Below are 12,187 nucleotides of genomic sequence, written 5' to 3' on the forward strand. Positions count from 1 at the left end.
ATATGTACATGCTGGGCGCACACAAAAAGGAGAAGTCTATGTGACCTTCTCCTTTTTACGAATAAGAGATGATATCAGCCGCTATCCCTTTTTCACTAACAATTTTTTGATATTTACGACTCACTGAAGATTGGCTGATTCCAAGAGCTTTTGCAGCCTTAGTCGTTGTTTTATACTGCTTCATTGCAAGTAAAATCAATTGTTCTTCTACAGAATGTAGTGCTTCTTGTAATGGTAATACTCTTGTAATAACTGGTTTTGATTTTTTAAAGTCATAACCAGGTGTTAAAAACTTACTAACAAACTCCGCTTCAATTACTGGATCGTCTGCTGATACTACTAAACGTTCAATCATATTTTGTAATTCACGTACATTTCCTGGCCATGAGTAAAACTCTAGTAAGCTAAACGCATCTGGAGTTAAATGATAATTTTTATTATATTTTTCATTTAACTGTTGCAAGAAATGAAAGGCAAGTACCGGAACATCTTCCATTCGCTCTCGTAGAGGAGGAACTCGCAACGGAATTACATTTAGGCGATAAAACAAATCTTCACGGAATGTTCCAGATTCCACCATCTTTTCAAGACTCTTATTTGTAGCAGCAATAATTTGTACATTTATTTTCGTAGGTATTGTACTTCCAATAGGAATTACTTCTTGTTCTTGCAAGACTCTAAGCAACTTCACTTGCAAATGTAAAGGCATTTCTCCAATTTCATCTAAAAATAAAATACCTTGATCAGCCCGCTTAAAATATCCTTCTTTTCCATTTTTATCGGCTCCTGTAAAAGCACCTTTCGTATAACCAAATAGTTCACTTTCTAACAAAGTTTCTGGAATTGCACCACAATTTAATTTTAAAAATGGCTTTGAAGATCGGTTTCCAAGTTGATGAATTGCCTGAGCAATTACTTCTTTTCCCACGCCAGATTCTCCAGAAATAAGAACATTGGAAGAAAAATCTGCTATTTTTTTAGCTTGGTTAATAATTTGCTCCATTTTCGGACTACAGTAAATAAGCTTCTTAAGAAAACGATCTTTATTTTTAAAGTCATCTAACTCCTTCTTATATTGCTCTGATATCTTCTTTATTTCATGTAATTCCGTCTTCAATCTCGTTGCTTCGGTAATATCCCTTGAGGCAATAATAATACGATGAAGCTCTCCGTTTTCATTAAATACAGGGTTTCCAACTGCTAATATTTTTCTTCCGCTTTTTGTTTCTTGTACAACTGATACCTTTTTTTGTTTTTCCAACACTAATCGCGTAACAGATGGACTAAATAATCCTTTCTTTTCTAAGTCTAAAAGATTTTTTCCTAAAAGGTCTTTCAAATTCCTCCCCCAAAAATCATTGATAACCGTTTCACTATAACGAATTAATTCCCCTTTATGATTAACAACTAATATTTCATCATAAATACTAGACAAGATTGCATGTAAATCTTTATTTAAATCCTTTATATATTCAATTTCCATCGCCATGTCCTCGACCATCGGCAAATCTTGTACAATTATAACCATCCCTTCAATACTTTGATCAAAGTTTGGAATCGGACTATAGTCAACTAATACACCCATCTCATTTGTGATTTGTAATTGATTCAAGATCGTTTTTCCCGTTGTAAATACGTTATTAATGTGCTCTTCATTAAAAATCAGTTCTGCTGGTACATTCATAACTTTTTCAGGAGTCGATTTAATCATCTTCAAACCAGACTCATTACAATTTACAATTTTCTTTTCACGATCTACTACAAAAATCCCCATTGGAATAGATGTTAAAATAATTTTCAATATATCAACACTCTGATTTTCTTGTTTAAATAGTTCTGCAAAAACATCCTCTCTTCTTATATATCCTGTTAGCTCATCCATTTCATTTTTTACTATGGCAATCGGCGCTCCAATAATTTGAAAAAGAGCTGTTAAAGAAATATCTTTACTAAGATGACATATTGTATCTAGTGAAACAGCATTTGAAAGCAATGCCTTAGAAGTTAATCCCTTACTATTTGATAGCAGATCCTTCACATGAACGTATGCAAATAATTTCTCCTCTCTTTTTAAAAATAGAAAAGATTCTTTTATATTTTTAACATCTATATTCCATTCCTTTTCAGATTGATCGATAGATAGAGAAACAATAGGTCTAATTTTTTTATGAGCAATGGAAAACATGTTGCTATTCCTCCTTTGAACTATTTAATTTGTATTGTATCATTAAAAACAGATTTTTTTAATTAATCTGAAAATAAAACGTTTTTTCCTTTACTTAATAAAAAAAGGAAGATGAACGCCTCCATCTTCCTCATTGTTCTATCTTTAATCACTACCACTAACGAAAAGATCTTCTTGAATATAAGCTAATACCATACCTGGAATTACTTTATCCCCTGTCTCTACTTCTAAAGATTGAACTTCTCCACTACATCCCATCTTAATTACTTCCAGTTTACCATTCATATCTTTAATAGAGAATAATGGCTCCCATTCATAAATTCGCGAATCCTTATTAATAGACACTTTTTCAATTATTCCATAACACGGACTCGTAATAATATCATAATACACAATCAATCATCCCTTTCTTTTATTCTATTAATATTGTTCTTCTAACCTTTGTGACTGAAGAATCATATAGAAAAAGCTTTGAAGCTCTTCTATATCTTCTACCTCAATTCCTAGCCTTGGTGCCCAATATTGTTCCTCTCCAATATCTTCTTGACTTAATAAAACCATTCTCCCATTTTGAATTGAGGTAACCATCGCTTTTCCAAGAAACTGTTGCGAATACGTAACAGCTATATCGTAACGATGACTATTCGACAAAATGCAATAATAGCCGATTTGTTGTCTCTCCACTTCTTCTAATAAAATATCCAGTTTCATTTGGTCCCTCCTTTAGGTTAAAAATGCAACTAGCATATTAGACGTAATATTTCTACAACTTCGCAACCACCTTCAATGAAATGATTTTCAAGTTCAACTGTATTTGTTTTCTGCTTGGATTACGACCATAACACCCCGCTTTTATATTTTTACTAATTGTACAAAGCAATAATTGTGCCAAATGAAAATACCATGTTGACCATCATTTATCAGCCATCCTCCCTAGACTTGCCCCTCTTCCTTATGAATCGTTGAATGAATTATGCAATACTGCATTAGTTACATGATCTTCAAAGCAAAAGACATCGGATCCATTCCCGATGTCTTTTGCTTTTTTATATTTCCTGTACTTCTTCAAAATGCATTTGCGGAGGAGCTGAACGAAACATGTTCGTAATATATAGAAGGTACCCGATTCCAATAGCAGCCCAGCAAAGTCCCAAAATAAGTGAATGGATATTGAGATTAAACCATAGTACTGCTACAGTAGCAGCACCCAAAATAGGCATAACTAGGTAATTTAAGAAATCTTTTATCGTTTTATATCTTTTTTTCTTGATTATATAGTAAGAAATCACAGACAAATTAACAAATGTAAATGCAATAAGCGCTCCAAAGTTAATAAGAGATGCTGCTGTTTCTAAATCAATGAATATAGCGAAGAGCGAAATAATTCCTACAAAAATAATATTATATACTGGAGTTCGCCAGCGAGGATGAATGTATCCGAATATTTTCTTCGGAATTACATTATTTCGCCCCATTACGTATAGTAATCGAGATACACTTGTATGAGAAGCTAAACCGGACGCAAGTGTCCCCATAAGGGTTCCTACTAAAAAGAAAGCTTGAAATAATTTCCCACCAACATATAGTGCAATTTCTGGAGATGCTGATTCTTGATTTTTAAATACAGATGTATCTGGAAACATAGATTGTGTAAAATACGTAGTAGTAATGAATAAAACTCCACCGATTAAAGCAGTAAGAAAAATAGCTCGAGGAATTGTTTCCTCCGCGTTTGGTGTCTCTTCAGAAAATGTAGTTACTGCATCAAAACCTAAAAACGAGAAACAAAGAATTGTCGCACCTGCAACTAACGGTGATATTTGTATATCTGATTGAAAAAACGGCTGAATGGAAAAGATTTCTCCTGTTCCCTCTCCCGATAATAAGCCTTTTATAACTAGAAAAACAAACACGACCATTACTAATACTTGAAATATTACTAAGAAAGTATTGAAATTAGCAGTAGCATTTACGCTAATCATGTTTATTAATGTAATCAGGAGAACAAAGCCAATGACCCATACCCAATTAGGAACACTTGGGAAAAATGCTGACATATAAATTCTCGTTAATAGTGCGTTCACCATCGGTAGAAACAAATAATCCAATAACGCGGACCATCCAACAAGAAACCCAAGCCTTGCACTAATGGTCTTCTGTGTATACGTATAGGCAGATCCTGCGGTAGGAAAAACCTTTACCATTTTGCCGTAGCTTGCCGCGGTAAACAACATCCCTGCTAAGGCAATAAGATAAGCTCCTGGAACATGACCGCCCGTTTTTTCAGAAACGATTCCAAATGTGTCAAACCCAACCATCGGTGTCATATACCCGACCCCTAGCATAACAATTGACCAAAGCCCTAATGAACGTTTTAAACCAACTACTTTTCCCACCTATCATTCCTCCTACTTTCTCTATCTAATTTCCATTTAAAAATCGACAGCTAAAAGGAAGCGCTTTCAAATAACTATATATATATCACACCGAGTATTGCCTCCCTTTTCGTTACTTTTTAAATATTCATGCAATTTTTAAGCCAAAATTTCTATAATTTAAAAATTCAATACTAAAAAGAACGTATAGGTAGAGTTGGGTCTCTTTTCTTCTCATTTTTTATTCATTTTGGCATAAGTTATTCAATCTCTCATACGACTAAATATGAAAAATAAAACTTTAATCCTTGTTTTTTTATTCCCACTCCCTCAAAAATTGGGCTTTTACAAGATTAAAATATTTCCATGAAATAATAACATTATGTAAACTATTCATAGCAAAAAAGCTGTCTTTTCTATACAGACAGCTTTTTCTATAACACTATATTAAAAATTGAATACGAAGTCATCGTCTGCTAACTTTTCAACATTCGTTGCTTTTACGTAACCATTTCCTTTTACAGAGAAGAAGTCATGGTTTTTCGTATCTGTGCGTAAACCATTTAAAACGATTGGATTAATTTCTTCTTCTTCAAACTTCGGCTCAAGCCCTAAGTTCATAAGTCCTTTATTCGCATTGTAACGAACGAAACGATTTACATCCTCTACAAGACCGATAGAAGTGTAAATTTCTTCTGTATATGCCAATTCAATTTCATACAGTTTCATTAATAACTCTTGCGTTTCCGTTTGTACTTCTTGTTGCTCTTCTGCAGAAAGTTCCGCGAAGATTTGTTGTGCTAAAATACCAACGAATACGCCGTGAATTGACTCGTCACGAATTATTAAGTTAATAATCTCACCACTTGCCGTCAATTTGCCTTGACCTGCTAAGTAAAGTGGATAGAAGAACCCACTATAGAATAAGTAACTTTCTAAGAACACACTTGCTACCATTGCCATGTATAACTCTTTTTTCGTTACTTCAGGCTTTAATAAACGACGATAGTAACTAGTAACAATACCAGCTTTTTTCTCAAGTAATGGATGGTTATCTACCCATTCAAAAATATCATCAATTTCTTCTTCAGTAGCTAACGTTGTGAAAATATGGCTGTAACTCTTCGCATGTACTTCTTCCATAGCGCCCATGAAAGCTAATACACTTTTCGCTTGTAAATTTTCAAGATGAACAAGTACAAGAGGCATCCCTTCGCCGCCTTGTTTCGTATCTAAAAGTGTTAAACCACCTAATACACGCTTATAAGCAATTTGCTCTTCTTTTGATAATTGTGCCCAAGTATTTTTGTCAGAAGACACTGCGATTTCTTCTTCTGTCCAAAACTGAGCGATGTTTTGCTTCCAAAACATTAAACTAAAATCATCTTCTTTTTTGTTCCAGTTTACCGCACGCATTAAATCGCCCCTTCTCTAAATAAACATAAAAATTGATAACTAAGCATGAGCAGGGTTCAGAAAAACCCTGCTCATAATGTCTCACTTTTTATATTAAACGGTACAAGCCACGCACTCTTCTACGCTTAATTTACGTGTTCTCGTATAATAAAGACTCTTCAAGCCTTTTTTATGTGCATAAATGTAGTAACGTGCTAACTCACGTGTTGAAATATCACTATTAACATAAAGAATGGTACTAATTCCTTGGTCAATATGTTCTTGAACTTCTGCGATTAAATCAATTAATTTAAACTGATTCATATCGTAAGAAGATTTATAGTACCAGAACGTATCTTTTGATAAATACGGCATTGGATAATATGTTGTCGCATTCGCATACGTTCTTGATTCAATTTGACTTACGATCGGCATTACGCTTGAAGTTGCATTTTGAACGTAACTGATCGATTGTGTCGGAGCGATTGCAAGACGATATGAGTTGTATAAACCATTCTTCTGTACTTGCTCTTTTAAACTTGTCCAATCTTCTTTTGTTGGAATATGAATTCCTTCAAATAATTGCTGAACTTTTTCAGTTACTGGGCTGTAATCTGTCGTTTCATACTTTTCAAAGTATTTGCCGTTTGCATAATCAGACTTATCGAAGTCTTTAAATGTTTCGCCTTTTTCTTTAGCAATCTCCATACTTTTCTCAATCGAGTAGTAATTTAACATCATAAAGAATGTACGGGCGAATTCTTTCGCTTCAGCACTTTCATAAGCGATTTTATTTTTTGCTAAATATCCGTGTAAGTTCATTGCTCCAAGTCCAACTGAATGAAGCTCATCATTTGCTTTTTTCACAGTTGGGGCATTCGGAATGATCGTCATATCAGAAACAGCTGTTAAAGCTTCCATTCCCGCATGAACTGCTTCACGAATTTCTTTATTTTCCATTACGTTTACGATATTTAACGATCCTAAGTTACAGTTAATATCACGACGGATAATGTCTTCTGTACCGTAATCATTTATTTCAGAAGTTTCTTGTAGCTGGAAGATTTCTGTCTCGAATGTTCAACCGAGTTCGCTACTCCTCAGTCCGTTGCTCATGCAACTGCTGTATGTCACCATACAGGACAGACTATATCATCACCTACAGCATTACCTGGTTAGGTGCTCCGCTTTTCGAGCGCCAATCGCTTGCGCTCTACTCCCAAATGGGATAGTCGTTAGGCTTTTACTTATCTTAATCTTTCAGAAAGTCTCTTATTACTTTATGTTGTTCAATAACTCTGCTATACAAAATAATAAGATACATTCTGAACTTTTATATTTTCATTCTAAGATAAGATTTAGCACGGTAGGTTACCTCAAACTTGAGGCTTTCCCCGTTTAACGGAGTTTTCGACTAGCATTTCTGCTAGAAGGTGCTACATATTTAACACAAGTTCGACATCTTCACAGTTCCAATATCCTTCAGTGGATGCTGGTTATTTGCATTTGATTTAAACATTAAGTATGGGTAACCAGACTCAAGCTGAATCATAGCAATTTTAATAAGCATATCACGCGCACTAATATCTAGTGGCTTCTTCTTCACTTTCGGATTGCTCATTAATTCATCGTACATTTCGTCGATATCTATATCATCTAAATGTTTTCCGTACTCTTTAAATACTGTATAAGGCGCGAAAACATGGAAAGGTTCGTTTTTCTCAGCAAGCTCAAAGAACTTACTTGGAATGATAATTCCGATTGATAGAGACTGAATACGGCTCTTCTCATCGGCATTTATTTTTTTTGTATCAAGGAATTCTATAATATCCCAATGGAAAATGTTTAAGTATACAGCGCCGGCACCTTTTCGTTGGCCAAGTTGATTCGCATATGAAAACGAATCTTCAAGCAATTTCATAACAGGTACTACACCACTTGCGGCATTTTCGATACCTTTAATTTGCTCACCACGTGCGCGTAGCTTAGATAAGTTTAAAGCTACTCCACCACCGATTTTCGATAATTGCATTGCAGTATTAATGTTAAAGCCGATTGAATTTAAGCTATCATCCATCTCTAACAAGAAACAAGACACCATTTCTCCTCTTCTGCTTCTTCCCGCATTTAAAAAGGTTGGTGTCGCTGGTTGGTAGTTTTGTTTTACAATCATGCTTGCGAAGTGTTTTGCCTTCGCAACATCACCGCGTCCTAAGTATAATGAAACAATTGCTACACGATCTTCATAGCTTTCTAAGTATTGTTTTTGATCATTCGTTTTTAACGCATAATCTTTATAGAACTTAGATGCTGCCATATAAGATTGGAACTCGAAGTTTTCACCATAAGAGATGTTATAAACTCCTTCTACTTCCTCCAAGCTATACTCGTCCAGAACGTTGTAATAGTAATCATGTTCTTTCATATACTCCATTCGCTCTGCCACGCTATTAAAATGAACGGTATTCTCTCTAGCTTCTTCCATAAAGACTTCTAATGCCTCTTTATCTTTATGAAGCTGATAAAAACCGTCCTGCATTTGCGTGATTTCATTATTCAGTTCAATGTGTCGCAATCTCCCGCACCCTTTCTTTAAAATATTCTACATCATTATTTGTTCCAGATAACTCAAATTTTGATACAATAGGCACTTCATATTTAGTAGAAATTTTGTCAGCACTTGCACCAAACATGTCTCCCCAATTACGATTGCCACTTGCAGATACGCCTTTTAATTTTTCATTATTGCGTTCTAAAAAGTCTAAAACACGTTCCGGTACATTTCCAAAACCTGTTGTATACGTAATAAGAATAAAGTCTTCATCTAATACTAGAGCTTCATCAATTTGAACGGCCGGCATATTTAATTTGTGGATGAAACGCTTCACGTTTCCTGTCATAGAATCATATGCAACTAACATTTCCGACCCTCCCTCTCCAATCTATATTCTCTGTATGTCGTTTCTTGATTTCTCTATATATTGTATTACGTTTCAAAATAAGACACAAGATATATGTATAAATTCTTTCTTTTTTTAACTTTTACTTTTCGACATGACCGTCGATTTTTTTCAATACAAAGACTATGAAACAACATTCTAAAACTCATGTCAATAAAGTGCTTTTCAAAAAAGTTGTCAACGAATTTAACCTTATTTTTTAAAAAGTTAACAATATTTTTTGTCATAAAACAGTAAATGCTGGAGTAATATATTTCTCCAGCATCACGCAAAAAAGAACAGACCTTAAACGATAATCTGTTCCAAAAAACGATTACATTTATCAATTTTACTTTATTAAATATTTATACATACTCTTTCGTTCCTCGTTACATACTAAAAGATAACTATTATAGAAAAAGATTATTATTATGGAACTTCAATTTATTTATGAAAAAAATTATTCAGGGTGCTCAATACGCAAAATATCTTTTACAAATATATGATGTGGATTCTCATCTTTATCAAGCATTGTACATACAGGAGCTTCTTCATCAAAGTATACAATCATTCCTTCTACGTACTGATATGTATGTTGAACTTGTACAGTTACTTTAATTTCTATTGCTTGCTCATATGCTCTTTTTATTTTCCGAAGCATTTTTGCTGAACATTTTCGTTTCTCTGGATACATAACCATTCCCATAAACCTATTCCCAGCTCTATCTTTCCACATGTAATCCCAATGTGGCAATATGCCTTGTTTAAAATCCCCCATAATTCTCCTCTCCTTTATCTTCTATTTATGAACGTGGTGTTTCTGAATATGTATAAATTACCTGTCCACCGCGCTGTGCGTTCCCGATAATATGTTTAAAATCTTCTCGATTTACAACAACTTCCCTGAACGTATAAAATACATCTTTCGTCGCAACATACTCCTTTATTTCACCATTTTTCAGCTGATCCAAAATTGCATTTGCTAATTGTTTATCCATGTATTTCACCTCTCTGCAATAGTTTATTTTATCGCATCTTCTATAGGTCGACAACGGTAAAATTATCCCGTTACTATTATGTAATTCACTTTCATTATTTTTATAGCTATATCACTTTATTATATTCGCACTAAATATCATATACTAACATAGCTACTTCTCTATATCAAACTTTTTGGCGCTCTGTATAACAAAGTTCCAAGCCACTGTTTGTTATTTTATTTTATGCTACAATATATACATAGAACTAGGAGGGATACTATGATTCGGAAAGCAAAAAAGACAGATGCGGTAGGAGTAGCACCTTTACTGTATGACGCTCTGCACGAAATTGCTGAAAAAATCACAGGTAGCACAATTGAAGCAAAAGTAATACTAGGACTTGAAACATGGTTCGCAAAAGAAAATAATCGATTGAGCTATGAAAACTGTTTAGTGGCTGAACAAGATGGAAAAGTAGTTGGAGTTATTGTCGTTTATCACGGTAGTGACGCTGAGCAACTTGATGCACCAATCGTACACCACTTAAGAGAACTACATGAAGATGAATCCATTACGTTAGAAAAAGAAGCTGAACTTGATGAGTATTATATTGACACGTTGTCAGTTTCAAATATGTACAGTGGACGTGGCATTGGCTCTAAATTAATCGATGCAGCTGAACTTCATGCAACTGAAAAAGGTCATGAAAACATTGCCTTACTTGTTAATTTAGAAAACAAACGCGCTTTTTCACTATATGAAAAACTTGGTTATAAAAAAGATACAACCGTTATGCTCGTTGGCGAACCGTATGCCCATCTAATAAAACCATTACGGTCATTGGTTTCTATATCTTAAAAGGACAATTCTTTTTTGCTTGTTATGTAGAGAAAGAGGCTGCCAAAGGGACAGCCTCTTTTAAGTTAATTTTGTATTTAATACATTTCCATCCATCGCTTCATGAAATGTATACGTTGTACATCCCCATGGCTTCCTATGGAAAATAGGCGAACCAGACCACCCCATTGCCCTCAGTTCAGTCCCAATCATCGGATTAAAATAACTATGACCTACAAGGGCAATACGTCCATGTACGAGCGCATAGCGGTGCAACATATTAGCAGCTTGCCTTGCTCTTTCTCGTACTTCCTTATAAGACTCAACATCTTTACTATAACCAGCTATCCATCGTGTACGTCCAATAAACATCCATACATTAGGTTTACATTTCAACCATTTTGGAGCATAAAAACTCGTTGGAACTTCAGCTTCCCTAAAAAGAGGATTTTGCACAAAAGATAAAGAATCCGTTAATTCGGCTGTTGATCGCGCAGCACGCCTCTGATCACTCGTTACGATCAAATTCGCTGATTCAATCATCTCAATTGTTTCAATTGGTATAGGAATTTCTTTTACTGTAGTCCCTAAATCATATTGCTTCATCCATTCACGAAATGAAATAATTGTCATTGGCTCTATAGTACTGTCCAAACGACCATGACGAATAAAAGAAATTCGCATTCTTTCCACTCCCCATTCATCACTTACGAACTATATTACGTACTATTTCTTATTGCCATCATACCATGCATAAAAAGAAAGTTATATATCCCCACCACTATCATGTGTTATCGATGTGTGCACACCATCCAGTCCATCAAAATATGTAGTTGTTTCATGATGACGCACTTTCTTCAACTGTATATAAGAAAATAAAAATAATAAAATCGCTATAAAGCTCCCCACAACTTCAAACATCATTTTACCGCCCCTAATTCCTCCCACTTTAGTAGGTTATTGTATCTTTCATTATACTCCTATATAAAGATGTATGCACTTTCATCATTCCTCCCCTAAACAATATTTTTTTACATATTTTCTTACAAAAAGTGAATTTTTTTCGTTTTTTTGCTTTGGAAACATTTACAAAGTAGTAAATATAGTTCAAAATAAGAGGAAATAAAAAAGCCCAAATTATTCTTTTTTTGGGAAAACTGGAACAAGGAGAGTTGCTTATGCAGATCGCAGAAACTGGAGATATCATCGAATTTAAAGGTGGCATGCAAGGCCGTGTTCAAAAGGTAAATCAAAACTCTGTTATTGTTGATATAACAATTATGGAGAATTTTAGAGAACTAGATATGGAACCTCTTACAGTTGTAAGTCATAAAAACTATACTGTCATCAATCAAAATGCATAATATAATAGAAAGAAAGGATCTGTATAACATACAGATCCTTTCTTTCTATTATATTATGCATTTTGATTGATGACAGTATAGTTTTTATGACTTACAACTGTAAGAGGTTCCA

13 protein-coding genes and 1 pseudogene are annotated in these 12,187 nt (G+C 34.3%); 2 read left to right on the forward strand and 12 right to left on the reverse strand.

Going from position 1 to position 12,187, the window contains the following annotated elements:
• Window positions 1-55: 55 nt before the first annotated feature.
• From V7038_RS07145 to V7038_RS07190, 10 genes and pseudogenes are all read right to left on the reverse strand, one after another.
• On the reverse strand, window positions 56-2,185 hold the full coding sequence (locus tag V7038_RS07145) for a sigma 54-interacting transcriptional regulator (RefSeq protein WP_002202685.1): 2,130 nt from the start codon (window positions 2,183-2,185) through the stop codon (window positions 56-58).
• A 144-nt stretch (window positions 2,186-2,329) separates the two neighbouring features.
• A complete protein-coding gene (locus V7038_RS07150; RefSeq protein WP_335469668.1) occupies window positions 2,330-2,578 on the reverse strand; it encodes a hypothetical protein in 249 nt (82 codons plus the stop codon).
• Between the two features lie 27 nt (window positions 2,579-2,605).
• Window positions 2,606-2,896: an SAV0927 family protein gene (locus V7038_RS07155; protein ID WP_002149603.1), complete on the reverse strand. Its 291-nt coding sequence runs from the start codon at window positions 2,894-2,896 to the stop codon at window positions 2,606-2,608.
• Between the two features lie 335 nt (window positions 2,897-3,231).
• Window positions 3,232-4,581, reverse strand: a complete 1,350-nt coding sequence (locus V7038_RS07160) for an APC family permease (RefSeq protein WP_335469670.1) — start codon at window positions 4,579-4,581, stop codon at window positions 3,232-3,234.
• A 426-nt stretch (window positions 4,582-5,007) separates the two neighbouring features.
• Entirely contained in the window at window positions 5,008-5,976 is a 969-nt protein-coding gene (nrdF, locus tag V7038_RS07165; protein ID WP_002149605.1) for a class 1b ribonucleoside-diphosphate reductase subunit beta, read from the reverse strand.
• A gap of 93 nt (window positions 5,977-6,069) precedes the next feature.
• On the reverse strand, window positions 6,070-7,020 hold the full coding sequence (locus V7038_RS07170) for a ribonucleotide reductase (protein ID WP_321145672.1): 951 nt from the start codon (window positions 7,018-7,020) through the stop codon (window positions 6,070-6,072).
• Between the two features lie 382 nt (window positions 7,021-7,402).
• Window positions 7,403-8,530 (reverse strand): annotated as a pseudogene (locus V7038_RS07175) (ribonucleotide reductase N-terminal alpha domain-containing protein); the annotation flags it as partial.
• Window positions 8,517-8,876 carry a class Ib ribonucleoside-diphosphate reductase assembly flavoprotein NrdI gene (gene nrdI, locus V7038_RS07180; RefSeq protein WP_000959445.1) on the reverse strand — a complete coding sequence of 120 codons (360 nt, stop codon included), beginning with the start codon at window positions 8,874-8,876 and terminating at the stop codon, window positions 8,517-8,519. The pseudogene V7038_RS07175 and the gene nrdI, both read right to left, overlap by 14 nt.
• 478 nt (window positions 8,877-9,354) lie before the next feature.
• Entirely contained in the window at window positions 9,355-9,672 is a 318-nt protein-coding gene (locus tag V7038_RS07185) for a hypothetical protein (RefSeq protein WP_002201236.1), read from the reverse strand.
• Between the two features lie 25 nt (window positions 9,673-9,697).
• Window positions 9,698-9,892: a hypothetical protein gene (locus V7038_RS07190; protein WP_002149609.1), complete on the reverse strand. Its 195-nt coding sequence runs from the start codon at window positions 9,890-9,892 to the stop codon at window positions 9,698-9,700.
• A gap of 261 nt (window positions 9,893-10,153) precedes the next feature.
• On the opposite strand from V7038_RS07190, the gene V7038_RS07195 reads away from it, so the two are divergent.
• On the forward strand, window positions 10,154-10,732 hold the full coding sequence (locus V7038_RS07195; protein ID WP_002201237.1) for a GNAT family N-acetyltransferase: 579 nt from the start codon (window positions 10,154-10,156) through the stop codon (window positions 10,730-10,732).
• A 60-nt stretch (window positions 10,733-10,792) separates the two neighbouring features.
• On the opposite strand, the gene V7038_RS07200 is transcribed toward V7038_RS07195, so the two are convergent.
• Together V7038_RS07200 and V7038_RS07205 are read right to left on the reverse strand one after the other, a co-directional pair.
• Window positions 10,793-11,395 (reverse strand): histidine phosphatase family protein, encoded by a 603-nt coding sequence (locus V7038_RS07200; RefSeq protein WP_070138973.1) that lies wholly within the window; start codon window positions 11,393-11,395, stop codon window positions 10,793-10,795.
• A gap of 81 nt (window positions 11,396-11,476) precedes the next feature.
• The gene (locus tag V7038_RS07205) at window positions 11,477-11,635 is read right to left on the reverse strand and encodes a hypothetical protein (RefSeq protein ID WP_033706566.1); all 159 of its coding nucleotides are present in this window, start codon (window positions 11,633-11,635) and stop codon (window positions 11,477-11,479) included.
• A 254-nt stretch (window positions 11,636-11,889) separates the two neighbouring features.
• Here V7038_RS07205 and V7038_RS07210 point away from each other — a divergent pair, with 254 nt between their 5' ends.
• Window positions 11,890-12,075 (forward strand): YkvS family protein, encoded by a 186-nt coding sequence (locus V7038_RS07210; RefSeq protein ID WP_001165081.1) that lies wholly within the window; start codon window positions 11,890-11,892, stop codon window positions 12,073-12,075.
• The last annotated feature ends 112 nt before the right edge of the window (window positions 12,076-12,187 follow it).

Origin of the sequence: Bacillus sp. JJ783, from assembly GCF_036963225.1 — a bacterium.
Taxonomy (GTDB): Bacteria; Bacillota; Bacilli; order Bacillales; family Bacillaceae_G; genus Bacillus_A; species Bacillus_A cereus_U.